The organism is Actinomyces haliotis (genome assembly GCF_015355765.1).
Lineage (GTDB): Bacteria > Actinomycetota > Actinomycetes > Actinomycetales > Actinomycetaceae > Actinomyces > Actinomyces haliotis.
Genome location: NZ_JACWNA010000021.1, coordinates 38,336 through 56,419, shown reverse-complemented (window position 1 = coordinate 56,419; position 18,084 = coordinate 38,336). Strand labels below are relative to the sequence as shown.

Annotated in this window: 14 protein-coding genes; 2 read left to right on the top strand and 12 right to left on the bottom strand. The window is 73.3% G+C overall.

The annotated features are described in order from the left end of the window. Nucleotides 1-268: 268 nt before the first annotated feature. From aroD to IXW69_RS09570, 10 genes are all read right to left on the bottom strand, one after another. Nucleotides 269-1,096: a type I 3-dehydroquinate dehydratase gene (aroD, locus tag IXW69_RS09615; protein ID WP_323745267.1), complete on the bottom strand. Its 828-nt coding sequence runs from the start codon at nucleotides 1,094-1,096 to the stop codon at nucleotides 269-271. Nucleotides 1,097-1,101: 5 nt separating this feature from the next. Then, entirely contained in the window at nucleotides 1,102-2,094 is a 993-nt protein-coding gene (locus IXW69_RS09610; protein ID WP_194786125.1) for a Ppx/GppA phosphatase family protein, read from the bottom strand. A gap of 84 nt (nucleotides 2,095-2,178) precedes the next feature. Next, nucleotides 2,179-2,664 carry a DUF501 domain-containing protein gene (locus tag IXW69_RS09605; RefSeq protein ID WP_323745269.1) on the bottom strand — a complete coding sequence of 162 codons (486 nt, stop codon included), beginning with the start codon at nucleotides 2,662-2,664 and terminating at the stop codon, nucleotides 2,179-2,181. A gap of 116 nt (nucleotides 2,665-2,780) precedes the next feature. Next, complete coding sequence (locus IXW69_RS09600; RefSeq protein WP_194786123.1) at nucleotides 2,781-3,554, bottom strand: FtsB family cell division protein; 774 nt, start codon at nucleotides 3,552-3,554, stop codon at nucleotides 2,781-2,783. 233 nt (nucleotides 3,555-3,787) lie between these two features. Further along, nucleotides 3,788-5,074, bottom strand: a complete 1,287-nt coding sequence (eno, locus tag IXW69_RS09595; protein WP_194786122.1) for a phosphopyruvate hydratase — start codon at nucleotides 5,072-5,074, stop codon at nucleotides 3,788-3,790. Nucleotides 5,075-5,242: 168 nt separating this feature from the next. Beyond that, nucleotides 5,243-5,785 (bottom strand): hypothetical protein, encoded by a 543-nt coding sequence (locus IXW69_RS09590; protein ID WP_194786121.1) that lies wholly within the window; start codon nucleotides 5,783-5,785, stop codon nucleotides 5,243-5,245. Nucleotides 5,786-5,924: 139 nt separating this feature from the next. Continuing rightward, nucleotides 5,925-9,710 (bottom strand): transcription-repair coupling factor, encoded by a 3,786-nt coding sequence (gene mfd / locus IXW69_RS09585; RefSeq protein ID WP_194786120.1) that lies wholly within the window; start codon nucleotides 9,708-9,710, stop codon nucleotides 5,925-5,927. 64 nt (nucleotides 9,711-9,774) lie between these two features. Next, on the bottom strand, nucleotides 9,775-11,412 hold the full coding sequence (locus IXW69_RS09580; RefSeq protein ID WP_194786119.1) for a lipopolysaccharide biosynthesis protein: 1,638 nt from the start codon (nucleotides 11,410-11,412) through the stop codon (nucleotides 9,775-9,777). Further along, on the bottom strand, nucleotides 11,409-12,506 hold the full coding sequence (locus IXW69_RS09575) for a polysaccharide pyruvyl transferase family protein (RefSeq protein WP_194786118.1): 1,098 nt from the start codon (nucleotides 12,504-12,506) through the stop codon (nucleotides 11,409-11,411). The genes IXW69_RS09580 and IXW69_RS09575 overlap by 4 nt, the downstream gene beginning before the upstream one ends. Before the next feature lie 212 nt (nucleotides 12,507-12,718). Further along, a complete protein-coding gene (locus IXW69_RS09570; RefSeq protein WP_194786117.1) occupies nucleotides 12,719-13,642 on the bottom strand; it encodes a glycosyltransferase family 2 protein in 924 nt (307 codons plus the stop codon). 100 nt (nucleotides 13,643-13,742) lie between these two features. Here IXW69_RS09570 and IXW69_RS09565 point away from each other — a divergent pair, with 100 nt between their 5' ends. Beyond that, a complete protein-coding gene (locus IXW69_RS09565; RefSeq protein ID WP_194786116.1) occupies nucleotides 13,743-14,666 on the top strand; it encodes a glycosyltransferase family 2 protein in 924 nt (307 codons plus the stop codon). A gap of 109 nt (nucleotides 14,667-14,775) precedes the next feature. On the opposite strand, the gene IXW69_RS09560 is transcribed toward IXW69_RS09565, so the two are convergent. Together IXW69_RS09560 and IXW69_RS09555 are read right to left on the bottom strand one after the other, a co-directional pair. Continuing rightward, nucleotides 14,776-15,744 (bottom strand): glycosyltransferase family 2 protein, encoded by a 969-nt coding sequence (locus IXW69_RS09560; RefSeq protein ID WP_194786115.1) that lies wholly within the window; start codon nucleotides 15,742-15,744, stop codon nucleotides 14,776-14,778. A 59-nt stretch (nucleotides 15,745-15,803) separates the two neighbouring features. Next, complete coding sequence (locus IXW69_RS09555) at nucleotides 15,804-17,111, bottom strand: hypothetical protein (RefSeq protein ID WP_194786114.1); 1,308 nt, start codon at nucleotides 17,109-17,111, stop codon at nucleotides 15,804-15,806. Nucleotides 17,112-17,231: 120 nt separating this feature from the next. Here IXW69_RS09555 and IXW69_RS09550 point away from each other — a divergent pair, with 120 nt between their 5' ends. Continuing rightward, nucleotides 17,232-18,044, top strand: a complete 813-nt coding sequence (locus IXW69_RS09550; RefSeq protein ID WP_194786113.1) for a hypothetical protein — start codon at nucleotides 17,232-17,234, stop codon at nucleotides 18,042-18,044. Nucleotides 18,045-18,084 lie beyond the last annotated feature (40 nt).

Genomic DNA, 18,084 nt, shown 5'->3' with positions numbered 1-18,084 from the left:
TCCTCGGTCGGTGCGGGGAGAGGCCCCGCAGGTCTGGTGGTCCGGCGTGGCGCGACGACGCGCAGCACCTTCCGGCACCACCACGTCGATCACGGATGCGCGCAGACGACCGCGCGTCCCTCGCCGGGGCAACGCAGGCACTCTACCCGAGGCGCGGCCGACGGCGGTACGCCCGTGCAGCGCGACGCTGCTCACGCGCCCGCGGAGCTCGCGCTCCCGGCGCTCGAGCCGACGTCGCGGCGCGGCGCGGCGCGGCGCGGGCGCGACGTCAGCTCGTGGCGCGCAGGTCCGGCCCGAGGAGCTCGCGCGCCGAGCGCACGAGTGCGATCGGGGGCTGTCCGGGGGCGGAGGGACGGTCGCCGGCGGTGGCGAAGGTGAGGGCGGAGCCGAAGACAGCGCCTGCCACGCGGGTGACGATTCCGAGGTCTCCCATGGACATCGTGATGACGGGGGCGCTGAGGGCGGCGGAGGCCTCCGCGGTAACGCGCAGGAGCCGGGCGACGTCGACGGCGTCACAGGGCGTGACGGCGACCTTGAGGGCGTCGGCACCGGCGGCCTCCATGGCGGCGAGGCGGCCGTACAGGTCGGCGTCGCCCGGCGTGGCGTGGAAGTCGTGGAAGGAGGCGACGACGTCCAGCCCGAGCCCGTGGGCCCGTTCGATGAGGGTGGGGGCGTCCGGGCGGCCGATCTCGACGTCGAGGGCGTCGGGGCGCTCCGTGGCCGCCACGTCGGCCAGCGCGCCCAGGAGCGCGTCGAGGGCAGCCGCGTAGGACGCCTCGCCGCCGTCCAGGGCTCCGCCCTCGAGGCCGGAGCGGATGGTGAGGAGGAGCGGGGCGCTCCCGCTCGCGCGGCGGGCGCTGCGCAGCACCTCGACCGCCCGTCGGGCTCGCTCAACCGCAGCACCGGCGGTGTCGGCCCCGTCCTGGGCGGCGGGGGTACCGCGCAGCAGGTCCGCGCGCAGCTCGATGACCTCGGCGCCCTCGCGGACGGCCTGCTCGGCCTGGCGGGCGACGCCGTCGGCGTCGGGGGCCGTCGTCGCGACGGCGATGGCGGGGAGGGGTCCGGGGCCGTCGAGGAGCCGGGCGAGGGAGGCCACGGCGCTCAGTCCCGTGTCTGCTCGGGAGCGGGGTCGTCGGCGAGGGAGAGGGCGATGCCGTCGAGGATGTCGGTGAGGCTCGTGACGGTGCTCGTCACGGGATGCCCGGCCGCCGCCGTCTCCTCGACGACGCGGCCGATGACCTCGCTCCACACGAGCGCGCCGGCGGCGATGACGTCACGGCGACCGGGTCGCAGGTAGCCCCAGGACTCGCGCTCGGAGGCCGTGGAGTGGAGGACGGCGTCGCAGGAGGCGAGGACCTCGTCGATGCTGAGGCGGGCACCGTCGAGCGCCTCGGGATCGAAGGCGGTCAGCCCCAGGGCGTGGGCCGTGATGGTCGTGATGGTGCCGGCGAGGCCGATGAGCTCGCCGGCGCGGGCCACAGGGACGCGCTCGCAGGCCGTGTCGAGGAGGAAGCGGACGTCGTCGCGGGCGGCGCGCTCGGCCTCGGGCGTGACGCCGTCGGCGAGGTGGCGCTCGGTGACGCGCACGGACCCGGTGTTCATCGAGTAGGCGGCCTCGGGGACGCGCCTGCCGAGGACGAGCTCGGTGGAGCCGCCACCGAGGTCGACGACGAGGCGCTCGGGCCCCGGGCCGTCGTCGGGCTCGCCGACGCCGAGGAGCGTGCCCGCGAAGGAGAGCCGAGCCTCCTCCTCGCCGGTGACCACCTCGGGCTCGACGCCGAGGACCTCGCGGACGCCGTCGACGAAGTCGGCGCGGTTCTCGGCGTCCCGGGTGGCGCTCGTCGCGACGAAGCGGGTCCGCTCGGCGCCGAGCTCGCGCACGGTGGCGGCGTAGGAGCGCAGGACCGTCATGGTGCGCTCGAGGGCCTCGGGGTCGAGGCGGCCGGTGCGGTCGACGCCCTGGCCGAGGCGGACGATCTCGTTGAGGCGGGTGACGGGGTTCAGGGCGGGGCCGTCCGCGCCCGGCTCACGGAGGTCGGCGACGAGGAGGCGGATGGTGTTGGTGCCGCAGTCGATGGCGGCGACGCGGGTCATGGTGACGTGCTCCTGGCGGATCGGGGGAGGGAGGGGGCCGGCGCGAGCGTGGCGGAGGGGGCCTGCCCTGGGGAGCGGGAGCGCTCAGCAGGAGCAGCGCTCGGAGTCCCACAGACCGCGCTCCTTGAGCACGGCGAGGGTCCGGTCCCCGAGGGGGTTGGTGCCCGGGCCGGCGGCCAGGGCGTGCCCGAGGAGGGCGTGGAGGCACTTGACGCGGGTCGGCATGCCGCCGGCGGAGACGCCCTCGATCTCCTCCACGGTGCCGAGCTCGGCGCGGCGGGCGAGGTAGTCCTCGTGCGCCCGGGCGTAGGCGGCGGCGAGCTCGGGGTCCTCGGCGAGGTCGGCGTTGTACTGCTCCATGAGGTGCTCGGCCTCGAGGGTGGAGCAGCCCTTCACGGCCGCCGGGTGGGTGAGGTAGTAGCTCGTGGGGAAGGGCGAGCCGTCGGGCAGTCGCGGCGCGGTCCGGACGACGGTGGGGCGCCCGCACACGCAGCGCGCGGCGATCTCGACGACGCCGCGGGGCACGCGGCCGAGCTGCTCGCGCAGCGCCTCGAGGTCCTCGGGGGCCACGGCGGCGTCGGCGGAGGAGGTGGCCTGCGCGGCGCCGGCCTCGGGCGCGGCGTCGGCGGTCGTGGGCTCGGCCGGACCGGCTGGGGTGGTGGGCTGCTGCGTCACGGGGTGTCTCCTCACGGCTCGCCGAGGGTACGGGAGTAGGCGTTCAGGTCAGTGGGGGCCGAGGTCGGGGTCGGGACGGTGGGCACGGCCGTGGACCAGCCGCGCTGCGCCGGGTCCGTGGTCTGCTCGCCGTCCTCACCGGCGACGCGGGCGGACTCGCGCAGGGTGTCGTACCAGGGGCCGGTCGCCGTGTCGGAGGCGGAGCCGCCGTCCGAGGCGGAGCCGTCCTCGTAGGCCTGGGCGCCGACGACGACATAGGTCGTGTCACCGGGCATGACGTAGGAGAGGCGCTCGCGGGCCTGGGCCTTGACGTAGTCGTCGTCGTTCCAGTCGGCGAGGTCCTGCTCGAGGGCGGTCGAGGTGGCCTTGGCGGAGGCGATCTCGTCGATGACGGCGTCGTACTGCGCCTGCTGGTGGAGGTAGCCGCGCAAGGAGGGGAAGGTGACGATGAAGGCGCCGAGGAGGACGAGGACGAGGACAAGGACACGGGCGGGGACGGCGACGCCGTCGGGGCCTCCGAGCCTGAGGACCGTGTGCTGGGGCGTGCGGGCGTCCCGGGCGCCTCTGCTGCCCCCGCGGAACCCCTTGCGCGAGCCGACCCCGGAGCCGGTGGCGGCGTCCGCGCTGCGCACGGTGCGGGCGCGGCCCGACCGCGTGCTGCTCCCACCCTGGCCCGCGGGACGCGTCGAGCCGGCGCCACGGGTGTCGCGGGCTCGGCTGCGCGAGGGACTCGGGCGCTCGCCCGCGCGGTTGCCCGGTCGGGCGGCAGGGCGGCGTGGAGACATGCTCTGATCCTGGCAGACGGGCCTGGGAAGAGGCTCGACGCGGTCGGGGTGCGTCGCGCTCGCGAGCGTGCGGAGCCGACGCGCTTCCGCGCAGCGGCGCCGCTGGTGCGCGCGGACGCGACGACGGGGTGCGACGGATCTCTCCGTCGCACCCCGTCGGTGCGTCAGGCGAGTGAGCCGCCCGCCTCAGCGGAGGAGCTCACCAGCGGGTGCCGGGCGCGCCCGGCACGGGCTCAGGCCTGGAAGCGCGGGAAGGCCGAGGCGCCGGCGTAGACGGCGTCCTCGCCCAGCTCCTCCTCGATGCGGAGCAGCTGGTTGTACTTGTTGATGCGCTCACCGCGGGCCGGGGCACCGGTCTTGATCTGACCGGCGTTGGTGGCGACGGAGAGGTCGGCGATGGTGGTGTCCTCGGTCTCGCCGGAGCGGTGGGAGGTCATCGACTTGTAGCCGGCGCGGTGGGCCATCTCGACGGCCTCGAGGGTCTCGGTGAGGGAGCCGATCTGGTTCACCTTGACGAGGAGGGCGTTGGCGGCGCCGAGCTTGATGCCCTTGGCGAGACGCTCGGGGTTGGTGACGAAGAAGTCGTCGCCGACGATCTGGACCTTGTCGCCGATCTTGTCGGTGAGGGCCTTCCAGTCGTCCCACTCGTCCTCGGAGAGCGGGTCCTCGATGGAGACGATCGGGAAGTCCTGCACGAGCTTCTCGTAGTAGTCGACCATGAAGGCGTTGTCGCGCTGCTCGCCCTCAAAGGCGTAGGTCTTGGTCTTGTCGTCGAAGAACTCGGAGGAGGCGACGTCCATGGCGAGGGCAACGTCCTTGCCGGGCTTGTAGCCGGCCTTCTCGATGGCCTCGACGATGAGCTCGAGGGCCTCGCGGTTGGAGTCGAGGTTCGGGGCGAAGCCGCCCTCGTCTCCCAGACCGGTGGAGAGCCCACGGTCCTTCACGACGGCCTTGAGCGAGTGGTAGACCTCGGCACCCGTGCGCAGGGCCTCGCGGAAGCTCTCGGCGCCGATCGGGGCGATCATGAACTCCTGGATGTCGACGTTGGAGTCGGCGTGCGAGCCGCCGTTCATGATGTTCATCATGGGGACGGGCAGGACGTGGGCGTTCGCGCCGCCGATGTACTGGTAGAGGGGGAGCTCGGCGGACTCGGCGGAGGCCTGGGCGGCGGCGAGGGAGACGCCGAGGATGGCGTTCGCGCCGAGCTTGCCCTTGTTCGGGGTGCCGTCAAGCTCGATCATGAGCTGGTCGAGGCCGCGCTGGTCGGAGGCCTCGAAGCCGATGATCTCGGGGGCGATGACGTCGTTGACGTTGGCAACGGCCTTCTCGACGCCCTTGCCGCCGAAGCGGGACTTGTCGCCGTCACGGAGCTCGACGGCCTCGAAGGCGCCGGTGGAGGCGCCGGAGGGCACGGCCGCGCGGGCGGAGGCGCCGTCCTCGAGGAGGATCTCGACCTCGAGGGTCGGGTTGCCACGGGAGTCGAGGATCTCGCGGGCGTGAACGTTCTCAATGAGGGCCACGGTGGGTGCTCCTTGTTGTTGTGAGAATCCGGATGCGGTCCCTAGCGTACCGGCCCGCACCGACGCGCACGAGGGCCATGGTCCTCCGATCCAGGACGTTCACGCGCGGCGAGACGACGGCGCCCCGCACGTGGGTGCGGGGCGCCGTCGGGAGGCGGGGCGGGCCGCTCAGCCGACCTTGACGCTCGAGGAGCCGGTCGTGTCGAGGAAGTCGCGCTTCGTGTCGTAGCGTGGGGAGGCCTCGATCGAGGAGGAGGACTCGATGTCCTGGAACTCGACGGCGACCTTGGCCAGGGTGTCCTGGTCGAGCGAGGAGAAGGCGTTGGAGTAGAGGACCGAGCGGACGACGTCGATCGTGGTCTGCGAGGCGTCCGACGCGCTGAGCCTGGCGGCCTTGAGGGCGGAGCGCGCGTCGGCGTCGGTGACGGTGATGCCGTGCTCGGCACCGACCTTCTCGTAGGCGGGCAGCCAGATGAGGTCGGTGAGGACGGTGTCGGAGGTGAGGCCCTGGACGTTCTTGAGCTGGCTGGCCGCGCTCTGGACCTCGTTCTCCGAGATCGTCACGGACTCGTGGGTGCCGTCGGGCAGGTCGTAGGACGCCGACGCGGCCCGGCCGGGGTGGGCCGAGCAGCCCGCGAGCGCCGAGCCCGCCAGGACGAGGGAGCCGGCGGCGGCGAGGGCGCGGGTGCGGCGCGGGACGGAACGGGTCACGGTGTGCTCCTTGGTTGCTGGCGGGAACCCTGCCCGGTGAGCGGACGGGGTCCGGGGCGAGTGTAGCCCGGTGCTGCGGCGCTCCCGGGCGTCGGGGCGCGCACCGCGCACCGTCCTTGCGACGGCGCGCGGGCCCGCCTCAGCGCCTGCGGCGGTACCTCGTCGCCTCGGCGGCGTAGTCCTCGTCGCCCTCGACGACGGCGTGGAGGAGGACCTCGGCCCAGCGGAGGAGCTCCTCGCCCTCGACCGCTCCCCCGCCCATGCGGGCCGCGCCGGGGGCGGGCACGACGATGGTGCGGGTGGCGGGCTTGAGGGTGGTGCCCGGGTAGAGGCGCGTGAGGCGCATGCGGCCGGACTCGGGCAGGTCGAGGGGCGCGAAGCGGATCGACTTGCCCTGCGCGACGATCTCCCGCACCCCGAGGTGCGCGGCGAGCGAGCGCAGGCGAGCGAGCGCGGCGAGGCGCTGGACCGGCTCGGGGACGGGCCCGTAGCGGTCGGTGAGCTCGTCCAGCACGTCGGCGACGTCGGCCTCGGAGCGGGCGGCGGCGAACTTCGTGTAGGCCTCCAGCCGCAGGCGCTCGTGGGGGACGTAGTCCTCGGGGATCGTCGCGTCGACGGGCAGCTCGACGCGCAGATCCTCGTCGATCTCCGCCTCGGCCTCGCCGGCCCGCTCGGCGGCGTCGCCGGCCGCACCGGCCGCGGACGGGTCGATCTTGAGGGCCTTCTTGTAGGCGGCCACGGCCTCGGAGACCATGCGGACGTAGAGGTCGAAGCCGACCCCGGCGATGTGCCCGGACTGCTCGCCGCCGAGGAGGTTGCCGGCGCCGCGGATCTCGAGGTCCTTCATGGCGACCTGCATGCCGGCGCCGAGGTCCGTGTTCGTGGCGATGGTGCGCAGGCGCTCCAGGGCGGTCTCGGTGAGCGGCTTGTCGGCCGGGTAGAGGAAGTAGGCGTAGGCGCGCTCGCGGCCTCGGCCGACGCGCCCGCGCAGCTGGTGGAGCTGGGACAGGCCCATGCGGTCGGCGCGGTCGACGATGAGGGTGTTGGCGTTGGAGACGTCGAGGCCGGTCTCGACGATCGTCGTGCAGACGAGGACGTCGATCTCCTTGTGCCAGAAGGCGTCGATGACCTGCTCGAGGCGTGTCTCGCTCATCTGCCCGTGGGCGGTGGCGACGCGGGCCTCGGGGACCATCTCGGAGATCTGGGCGGCGACGCGGTCGATGTCCTCGACGCGGTTGTGGACGTAGAAGACCTGGCCGTCGCGCAGGAGCTCGCGGCGCACGGCGGCGGAGACCTGCTTGCGCTCGTAGGCGCCGACGTAGGTGAGGATCGGGTGGCGGTCCTCGGGCGGGGTGGCCAGGGTCGACATCTCGCGCAGGCCGGTCACCGCCATCTCGAGGGTGCGCGGGATCGGGGTGGCGGACATGGACAGCACGTCGACGTCCGTGCGCAGGGCCTTGAGGGTCTCCTTGTGCTCGACGCCGAAGCGCTGCTCCTCGTCGATGACGACGAGGCCGAGGTCCTTGAAGCGCACCTGCCCGGTGATGAGGCGGTGGGTGCCGACGACGACGTCGACCGAGCCGTCGGCCAGGCCCGCGAGGACCTTCTCGGACTCCGCGGCGGACTGGAAGCGGGAGAGCTGGGCGATCTTGACGGGGAAGCCCGCCATCCGCTCGGTGAAGGTCTCGGCGTGCTGGGAGACGAGCAGCGTCGTCGGCACGAGGACGGCGACCTGCTTGCCGTCCTGGATGGCCTTGAAGGCGGCGCGCACGGCGATCTCGGTCTTGCCGTAGCCGACGTCGCCGCAGATGAGGCGGTCCATCGGCTGGGGCGACTCCATGTCCCGCTTGACCTCGTCGATGGTGGAGAGCTGGTCGGGGGTCTCCGTGTAGGGGAAGGCCTCCTCGAGCTCGGTCTGCCACGGGGTGTCGGGGCCGAAGGCGTGGCCCGTGGTGGCGGAGCGGGCCGCGTAGAGCCGCACGAGCTCGCCGGCGATCTCGCGGACCGCCTTGCGCGCCTTCGACTTGGTGCGCTGCCAGTCGGCGCCGCCCATCTTGTTGAGGGTCGGGTTGTCTCCGCCGACGTACTTGCTCACCTGGTCGAGGGCGTCGGTGGGCACGAGGAGCCGGTCGCCGGGCTGTCCCTTCTTGGAGGGGGCGTACTCGATGACGACGTACTCGCGCGTTGCTGGATTCGCAGTGTTCTTGGCCGACCCCACCCCCCGGCGCATGAGCTCGACGAAGCGGCCGACGCCGTGCTGGGCGTGAACGACGAGGTCCCCGGGGTGCAGGGAGAGCGGGTCGACGCTCTTGCGGGAGCGGCGGGCGGGCAGGACCTTGCGCTGGCGAGGTCCTCCCCCGGCGCGGCCGGTGAGGTCGGACTCGGCGAGGAGGGCGAGCCTGAGCTCGTCGGAGACGAAGCCGTGGCCGGCGCTCGCCTGGGTGACGCGGACGACGCCGTCACCGGCCGAGCCGCCGGACGCGTCCGGCCCCTCTCCCCGGCCGAGGTCGGCGGGCTCGTCGAGCTGGGTGACGATACGGGCCGGCACACCGCCGTCGCCGAGGAGCTCGGCCATGCGGCGGCCGGGACCGGGGCCCTGGGTGGCGACGACGACGCCCCAGCCGTCGCGCGCCAGGCCGCCGATGTCTCGGACGGCCTCCTCGAGCCGGCCGCCGTAGCCCTTGGGGTCCCGAAGCGGCAGCTCGACCGTGTCCGGTGTGGCCTTGAGCGAGGTGAGCGACCACCAGCCCAGGTTCGAGGACAGGGCGAGGCCACGGGCCTCCGCGAGGTGGGCGAAGGCCGCGGCCGACAGGTCGATGGGGGCGTTCCCGCCGTTCGCGGCGCTCGTCCAGGCGGCGGCGAGGAACTCCTGGGTGGTAGCGGTGAGGTCCTCGGCGCGCTTGCGCAGTCGCTCGGGCTCGAGGCCGACGACGAGGCGGTCCCCGACGAGGTCGAGGAGGGGCACCATGCGGGGCACGAGGACGGGGGCGAGGGACTCCATTCCCTCGGAGGGCACCCCGGCGGCGATCTTCTCGAGGAGGTCCCCGGCGCCAGGGATGACGCCCTTGAGGCGCTCGGCGCGCTCGCGGACCTCGTCGGTGAGGAGCACCTCGCGACAGGCCGTGGCGGTGACGGCACCCAGCTCCTCGACGGTGCGCTGGTCGGAGACCGCGAAGGAGGAGACGGACTCGATCTCGTCGCCGAAGAAGTCGACGCGGACAGGGCGCGGCTCGGTGGGCGGGAAGACGTCGAGGATGCCGCCTCGGACGGCGAACTCGCCTCGGTTCTCGACCATGTCGACGCGCGTGTAGGCGGCGTCGGCCAGGCGCCGGGCCGTGGCCTCGAGGCCGATCTCCTCGCCCGCGGCCAGGCGGATGGGCTCGAGCTCGCCGAGGCCCGCGACGATCGGGGCGAGGAGAGCGCGCACCGGGGTGAGGAGCACCCGGATGGGGCCGCGCGAGGCGTCCCCGGTGCGCTCGCCGTCCTCGGGGTGGGCGAGGCGGCGCAGGACGGAGAGCCGCGTGGCGACCGTGTCGGCGCGGGGGGACAGCCGCTCGTGCGGCAGGGTCTCCCAGGCGGGGAGGACGGCGACGTCGGTCTCCGGGAGGTAGCAGGCCAGGGCCGCGGCAGTCTCCTCGGCCTCGCGCGTGGTGGCCGTGAGGACGAGCAGCGGGGTGCCCTCCCCTGCGGCCGGCGCGGTCCCAGCGGCATCGAGGCAGTTGCCGGCCGAGGGGGCCGCGGCCCGCTGTCCGACCGCGCGGGCGACGCCGTCGGGGCCCATCGCCATGAGGGCGAGGACGGCCGGCCGGGCCCCCGGGGCGACGACGACGGAGCGGTCCGTGCGGGCCCGGCTTCCCGCCGCCGCCACGAGCTCGGCCGTGGTCGGGTCGGTGAGGAGCGGGGGGAGGAGGGCTGTCAGGCGCACGGCGGGCAGTCTAGGGGCGCCGTCCGCCGAGGTGGGCGCCGCTTCGCGGCGAGCGGGAGGCGACTCAGCGCTTGACCATCATCCGCACCATGATCCCGAGCTCCTTCATGTCGTGACGGACGAAGGGGAGTACGAGCGCGAGCAGCGCCATGGCGAAGGCCATCGCGACGCAGGAGACGAGGCAGACGACGATTGCGGGGAGGTGCGCGATCGGGAGGCACACGGCCCATGTGACCCCGGTGGCGACGGCCGACACGGCGAAGATCCGCAGGCCGTTCCACACGAGCGGCCAGGTGCGCAGGTTGCCTGCGCGCCCGGCGAGAAGGACCGAGATGGGCCAGAGGATGAACGGCGAGGCGACGTAGGCGTACGCGACACCCATGGCGCCGAACTGGGCGCCGATGACGATCGCGATCATGCGGACGACGGCGGAGAGCATGGTGTAGCGGAGGTACGCGCGCCCGAGCCCTCGGGACGTGTAGATCCAGCCACCCACCGAGGCCAGGGTGCTGAGGCCCTCGCCGATGGCGACGAGACGCATGTACGGGACGACGGCGAGCCACTGGGAGCCCAGGACGACGTCCACGACGCTCGGGGCGGCCGCCACGACGAGGCCCATCGAGAGGAAGACGGGGTAGCCCAGGCCCAGCTGACCGCGACGGAGGTAGGCCAGCGCCCGCTCGTCGTCGTCCTGGAGCTTGGACATGACGGACAGGCCGAGGGTGGTCACCTGCGGTCGGAACTGGTTGAGCGGGGTGCGCATGGTCTGCACGGCGCGGTTGTAGAGGCCCAGGACGTTGGCTCCGAAGAAGCGCCCCATGAGGATCGAGTCGAGGTTCGCCGCGACGTAGGAGACGACCGAGGTGCCGGCCATCTGCACGCCGAAGCCCAGGAGCGCGCGCATCGGGGCCCTCCGGTCCCAGCGCCGCGGGAGCCAGCCCGCGAGGAAGGGCAGGACGATGAGCGGGATGAGCGCCGTGACGACGCGTTGCACGACGAGGGCCCAGTAGCTCCAGCCCCAGCCGGCGGTCACGGCGCCGGCGACCAGGGCGAGCAGGGAGGCCACCAGGTCCACGGACAGGAGACGGCCGACCTGGAGGTTGCGGTTGAGGTCCGCGCGGTACTGGTTGACCATGCCCGCCATGAAGAAGGTGGGGGCGATGGCCATCGAGACGAGGGTGACGGCGGGCTCGTGGTAGAAGACGGCCAGGAGCGGCGAGATCGCGATGCCGATCACCATGAGGATGAAGCCGGCGCCCGTGTTGAGCCACCACAGGTTGGAGCGCTGGGCGAGAGTGAGGCCCTTGCCCTGGATCGCCGCGGTGGAGAGCCCGAAGTCCTGGAAGATGGTCGCGATGCCGATGACGGCGGTGACCATGCCGACGACGCCGTAGGAGTGGTTGTCGAGCAGGCGGGCCAGGACGACGACGTTGCCGAGCTGCACGATGATGCGCAGGGCCTGGGTCCACACGGTCTGGCCAGCGGCCTTCGCGGCCTGGTTGCCGAGGCTCTTGCCTTTCGCGGGTGCGAGCTCGTCGACCTCCTCGGCGCCCTCGGGGTCCTCGGCGACGGTGACGCGACCGGCGTCGTCGAAGACGGACCGGGTCCCGGCGGAGCCGGTGACCGGGGAGTTCACGGCGTCGCCGGAGGCGGGTTCCGGGTCGAGGGGCGGGGTGATCGGGTCGAGCTCGTTCTCGCTCATCGCAGGGTGCTTCCCATCTCGCCGAGGGCGTCGGCGAAGCGGCTGACGGAGGCGTCGGCGCGCTCGCGCAGGGCGGCGGCCTCACCCGCGAGGTCCGGGGTCGCGAGCTCAGCGAGGACCCGCTCGACGACGCCGTCCTCGCGCAGGTCGACGACGTGCTCCCAGCCGAGGTCCGACAGGAGCGGGGCGAACTTGCGGGAGTAGGCCAGCGGGATCGAGGGGGTGCCCATGGAGAGGGCGTTGAGGCAGGCGTGCATGCGCGAGCCGAGGACGACGGAGGCGGAGCCGACGGTCTCGCGGACCTGGGTGAGGGCGTCCTCCCCGGTGGGGATGACGACCTCGATGTCACCGAGCTCGCGGCGAAGGTCCGCGAGGGGGTAGCGGTCGTTGTCGCCCGCGGAGTCGTCGGCGCCGACGACGTGCGCGAGGAGGGAGACCGTCCGCCCGTCGGCCTGGAGACGGCGGGCCACCTCGACGACGTCGTGGCGGTAGCGGGCGGCGTCGACGTGCGGGTTCTCGTCCCACAGGAGGCCGGAGACGTTGAGGACGACGTCGCGGGTGCGCTCGACGGCGGGGTGGTCGATGGCGAAGACGACGTCCGTGGACTCGACGTCGACCGGACGACCGAGCTCGGCGGAGAAGGCGGCGGAGCGAGGGTCGCGGCTGGCGACGAGGGAGGCCTGGCGCAGGACGCGGCGCGCGAGGAGCGTGCCGCGGCGGGTCGTGAAGGGGCCGATCGTCTGGGGGGTGAGGACGACGGGCACGCCCGTGGCGTGGGCGATCTCGGGGACCATCGACATCTTGCGCAGACGGTCGAAGCCGTAGATGTCGGCGAAGGAGTCGCCGGCGCGGGTGTCGAGGATGAGGTCGAAGGAGGAGAGCCAGTCGTAGAAGCCCTTCTCCCCGGTGAGGCGCTCCTTGACGAGGCTGCGGCCGCGCATGATGCCCATGGGCGAGTCGCCGCAGCCGGTTCCCTGGATCTCGATCTCGGCGTCGGGGAAGACGCGCTGGGCGAGGGCCTTGGTGCCGACCGCGAGCGCGCGGACACCGAGGTTCGGCTGGTCGAGGGAGGCCCAGAGGATGAGGATGCGCATGTCGTCCTATGCAGTCGGTGGGGCTGGGCGCCGGGGCGTCCGCCGGACGCCGCGCTCAGAGGCTCCGCAAAGGTAGCGCCTCGCGCGCGTCGAGCGCCGTGACCCAGGACGCTCCCGGCCCGAATGCGGGCGTCCCGTGAGCGGGCTCACGCGCGCCCACCCGCTGCGGTCGGGCCCCTCAGGACCGGACCCGGACGGCGGGCCCGGAGGGCTCAGCGCGCGTACTCCTCGGTGACCCTCCCGGTGGTCGCGGCCCGGAGGATGCCCAGTCCGCCGGCGGCGCGGTGGCCGTGGTCGGCCTTGGCGACCGGGTCCGAGGCGAGGCGCTCGCGGGCCGTGTGGAGCGCGACGAGGGCGGCGCCGCGGGCGGCGAGGCGTGCACGGAGCGCCGTGCGCTCGCGCCCCCCGGTCCCGAGGATCCTCACCCAGGCCCAGGTCTCGCCGTTGCGCCGGGCACGAGCCCGGACCCACTGCGGCGTCGAGCGCTCCGGCGGGACGACCTCGGAGACGACCGCCTCGTCGCACCAGACGATCTCGCCTCCCGCTGCGACGAGCCCGCGCGTGAAGAAGGTGTCCTCCCCGCCGGTGAAGGAGAAGCGGGGGTCGAAGGCGAGGCCGGCGGCGCGCACCCGGCGCAGGTCGAGCAGGAGGTTGTTGGTGGCCGCGGAGTCGCGGCGCGCTCCGGTGGCACGCCGGGGTCGGGCGAAGAGCGGCGAGGCGGCGGTGACAGGATCCGTGCCGGCGGCCAGCTCGGAGACGACAGGACCGGAGACGGCCGCGGCACCCGTGCTCGCCTGCTGGTCCACGAGCGCGCGGAGCCAGCCCTCGCGGGGCTCCTCATCGTCGTCGATGAAGACGAGGAGGTCACGCCCGGCCGCCTCGGTGAGGGCGCGGTTGCGCGCGGCGGCGAGGCCCGCGGTCGGCTCGACGACGACGTGGGCGCGGTCCGTGAGACCGGCGGCCTCGAGCGCGGACAGCGCGGAGCCGTCGGGGTCGTTGTCGATGACGCTGACGCGGACGTCCGTCTCCGGGAGAGCGTCCGCCTGCGCGAGGAGGAGGGGGACGAGGGTGGTGATGAGGGCGGGCCGGCGGAAGGTGCACACGGCGACGTCGAGGGTGCGGTGGTCTTCAGCCACGAGTTCTCCCTGGGGGACGGGGCGGGTCCCCGCGATACTATCCGGCGCGCGGGCGCACGGAGCCCGCGTGCGCCGTCTCCGACCCGAAGGGTTCCGCCCGATGTCCTCGCTCATGCCCACGACGGCGCTCGTCGTCGTCAGCTACGGCTCCCACTCGCTCCTCGCGGAGAACCTCGTGCCGGTCACGGCGGGCGAGGACGCCCCGAGCGCCGTCGTCGTCGACAACCTCACCACTCCTGAGGAGCGCGAGGCGCTCACCGCCCTGGCGGCCGAGAACGGCTGGACGACGGTCCTGCCCGACAGGAACACGGGCTTCGGCGTCGGCGTCAACCTGGGCGTGGCCGAGGCCCTGCACCGCGGGGCGGAGCGGGTCATCATCCTCAACCCCGACGCCACCCTCGACCGGTCCTCCGTGGGGCGTCTCGCGCAGCAGGTCCACGACGACCCGATGGTGCTCGTGGCCCCCATGATCGTCGACGGCGAGGGCCGGGAGACCTTCTGGGGATACCGCGTCGACCTCACCGACGGCGCCGTCCGCCCGCCGCGCGCGCAGACCCTGCCCGGCCACCGCCACGAGGAGTGGCTCACGGGAGCGTGCCTCGCGGTGTCCCGGGACCTCTGGGTCGCCACGGGTGGCATGGCGGACGACTACTTCCTCTACTGGGAGGACGTCGACTTCTCGCTGCGCGCCCTGCGCGCGGGCGCTCGCCTCGTCAACGACACCGAGGCGGTCGCCCGGCACGTCCAGGGCGGGACGCAGGCGGAGGAGTCCCGCGAGACGCGGCACTCCCCCACCTACTACTACTGGAACGTCCGCAACCGCCTGCTCCTCGGAGCCCACTGGGCCCGGCGCGAGGAGCTCCAGCGCTGGGTGCTCCGGACCCCGCAGGAGTCCTGGGCGATCCTCATGCGCGGCGGCCGCCGCCAGATGGTCCAGCATCCCTCGCTCACGGTCCTGCCCGCACTGCGCGGAGCCCGCGACGGCCTGCGCGACGTGCGCCGGGTGCGCTTCGGCCGCTCCTGATCAGGTGCGTCGGCGCCTGCACGGATCAGCCCAGACTGACGAAGGCCGTCTCCCCGAACGGGGAGACGGCCTTCGTCGCGTGGCTGCGCGGCTCGTGGGCCCGGGCGCCTCACGAGCGCCGGTACTCCATGTAGCGGGTGCCGAGGGCGCCGGCCACCATGCCGCGGCCTCGCTGGACGACGCGCACGGACCTCGAGTGGGCGCGCTCGGAGCCGCGCAGGAGGGCGGTGGCGACCATGACGGAGCCGAGGGCGACGCGCTCCGCCCCGCGCAGACCCTGGTGGAGGCGGGAGCGCAACACGGCGCTTCCGCCCTGCTGCTTGGCGAGGGCGACGTCCACGGAGGCCCAGGAGTTGCCCGAGCGGTAGGCGCGCTTGGTGACCCACTGCCTCGTGAGGCGCTTGGCGGGCACCTCGTCGTTGACGACGGCCTCGTCGCACCACACGATGCGGCCGCCGTCGCGGATGAGGGTCCGGGTCAGCATCGTGTCTGAGCCGCCGGAGATCCCGAAGCCGAGGTCGAAGCGCAGGTCGAGGCGGCGCATGGTCGCCATCTCCAGGAGAAGGTTGTTCGTCGCTGCAGCCGGCATCACGTAGCCGGTGGAGTGGCGCCCGTGGTCGAACCAGCCGCCCGCGACGACCCACGGGTCGGGCTCGACCTCGAAGTCGGGGAGCACGGGACCGACGACGGCGTCCGCGCCGGTCCACTCCCAGGTGGCGATGAGTGCGGGCAGCCAACCGGGCTCGGGTCGCTCGTCGTCGTCGATGAAGACGATGGCATCCTCGGTGCACGCCTCGAGGGCGGCGTTGCGGGCGGCCGCGATGCCGGGCTCCGGCTCGTGGACGTAGGTGACCTCGTGGGCGGCCGACGCGGCGCCCGCAGAGATGATGTCGCGCGCGGTGGCCTCGGGGTCGTTGTCGACGACGATGAGGCGCAGTGGGCGGCCGTCGGCCACCTCGCCCATGGCGGCGTCGAGGACCGGGACGAGCACCCTGGCGTGGTCGGGGCGCTTGTACGTGAGGACGGCGACGGCGACCGAGGCTCTCGGGGAGCGGCTCTCGGGCAGCGTGTCACTCATAGGGAACTCCTGGCTGTGGGACGGGACTGATCAGGGAGGCGGCTCGCGCCGCCGTCACCCTACGCGGTCAGTACCCGCGCGACGGGAGCGGGATCCGCACTCCTGACCGCAGCAGGATCGGGACGTCGATGACCCTCCCCAGCCCCGGCGCCCCCCAGGAGGTGCTCCGCCTGCGTCGCGACGGCGAGACCGATGACGAGCCAGACGACGGTGCCGAGCTGGGTGATGAAGGCGACCGTGACGTAGGCGGGGATGAAGGAGACGACGGCGATCTGCGGAGCGGTGGCGCGCGTGCGCAGCGTACGGATGATGAGGACGGCCAGGCCGATGCTGAGCAGGACGACGGGAGCCCAGCCGAAGCGCAGCGCGCCGAGCAGCATCTGGTCGTCGACGGACTCGAAGCCGTCCCACGTGGTCGAGCGCCCGTTGCTCTGGGCGGCCGGCGACTGGCCCAGCGGGATGAGGCGCGTGATGAGGCGCAGGAGGTGACCGCGGTAGTCCGCTGAGCCCGACTGCTCAGTGCCGGCCACGGCGAAGACCTGGAGGATGGTCGGCAGGATCAGCGCGGCACCCGCGCCGAGGAGGAGGATGACCGAGCCTCGCGCGACGGCCCCGAGGTCGGATCGCATGAGGGTCACGGACAGGGCGAGCGCGACGAACGCGCAGAGCATGCCCGTGCGGGACAGGGTCGGCAGCGTGCCCGCGAGGATGAGCAGCATGACGCCGACGCGCACGGAGCGCTTCCAGGGCGCGGCCGCGGCGAAGGGGATGCCCGCAGCCAGGGAGGTTCCCAGGGCGATGGAGTGCCCGAAGGCCCCCTCGACACGCGCCAGACCGCTTCGGATCTGGATCTGGGACCACGTGCTGTACATCGAGTTGTGGAAGCGGATGTTGACGAAGATATTCGTCCGGGTCGCGAACTCGACGAGGGCGAGGACGGCGACGACGGCCCACACGCCGGCGATGAGCGCGTAGACGCGCTTGCGGCCGACCGTCTCGATCGCGCAGCGTCCGACGAGGTAGGCGGGCAGCGCGCCGAGCCAGACGTCGGACTGGACGTAGAGCTTGTTGGCGCCCACGAAGCGGGAGGCCATGACGAGCAGCATCGCCGCCAGGACGAGCACGTCGCCGGCTGTGAGCCGGAAGGAGAAGCGCGGGAGCAGCACCACGAGCGCGAGGACGCACGCGAGCGTGGCCGGCGGCACGTAGGGGTTGACCGGGGGCGCGACCCACACGGGGACGAAGGCGATGGAGCACAGCACGAGAAGCATCGCGAGCCACGGCTTGCGCCCCATGACCCTCACGAGCGCGACCGCGAGCACGGCGCAGACGGCGAGCTCGATGAGCAGGATGATCAGGTGGTGCACGTGGGTCTCTCCGCCGATGATGCGGTCATTCGGTGAGCAGGGCAATAGCCTCACCGGATAGTCACGCTACTACGATGACGAGGCCGTGGTCCTGCGGCGACCCTCACTCTCAGGAGCACCGTGAACCCCCCTCAGATCGGTTCCGCCATCCGCCACCACCTCGTCGGATTCCTCCTCATCACCGTCGTCCTCGCGCTCGCCGGGGTCGGCATGGCGCTGCGGATCCAGCCGTCGGCGACGGTGGAGGAGCAGCTCGTCATGCAGCCGGGACTGCCCGGCTCGACGAGTGAGGAGACGAGCGCCGCGGCCTCGTCGTCCGGGGACAAGACCCAGTCGCAGCAGGGGGCCGCCCTCGCGGCGGCGACGAAGAGCTCTGCGGCGACGAACAACAGCTACCAGTTGGCGACCTACGCGATGACCGCCATGCCGACTCTCGTCGAGCTGACCACCAGCCCCGCCATCATGGACGCCGCGGCGAAGACCACCGGTGACGACTCCGACGCCCTCGCGAAGGCCGTGACCGCCTCCAACCCCACCAGCACTCTCCTGCTCTCGGTCAAGGCGACCGCCGCGACGAAGAAGGAGGCCGTGGCCCGCGTCGACGCGACGGTTGAGGCCCTGCAGACCCAGCTCGCCTCCGGCGAGCTCCTGGGGGTGGGCGGCACCGTCCTCAACCCGGCGGTGACGACCCCGGCCACGACGGAGAGCGCCACGATGGCCCGCACGGGCGCGAAGGGCGACGTCATCGTCGCCACCGCCGTGGGCCTCATGTTGGCGATCCTCTACGCCATGTGGGCCGAGGGCCGGGACCGCAAGCGTGCCGACCACGGCCGCCGCGCCGCGGGCCGCGACGGGGACGGGTCCACGGTCGCCGAGCCGGGTGCGGACGCGAGCACCGCGCCCGAGGCAGAGATTGTCTCCGAGGAGTCCTGACACCCGGTCTCCCGGACACGAGGAGGGGGTGAGCAGCGCG

Coding starts and splice junctions, on each gene's coding strand:
- IXW69_RS09575 (WP_194786118.1), bottom strand. CDS start 12,506: ATGCGCATCCTCATCCTCTGGGCCTCCCTCGACCAGCCGAACCTCGGT.
- IXW69_RS09610 (WP_194786125.1), bottom strand. CDS start 2,094: ATGACCCGCGTCGCCGCCATCGACTGCGGCACCAACACCATCCGCCTC.
- IXW69_RS09565 (WP_194786116.1), top strand. CDS start 13,743: ATGTCCTCGCTCATGCCCACGACGGCGCTCGTCGTCGTCAGCTACGGC.
- IXW69_RS09600 (WP_194786123.1), bottom strand. CDS start 3,554: ATGTCTCCACGCCGCCCTGCCGCCCGACCGGGCAACCGCGCGGGCGAG.
- IXW69_RS09580 (WP_194786119.1), bottom strand. CDS start 11,412: ATGAGCGAGAACGAGCTCGACCCGATCACCCCGCCCCTCGACCCGGAA.
- IXW69_RS09560 (WP_194786115.1), bottom strand. CDS start 15,744: ATGAGTGACACGCTGCCCGAGAGCCGCTCCCCGAGAGCCTCGGTCGCC.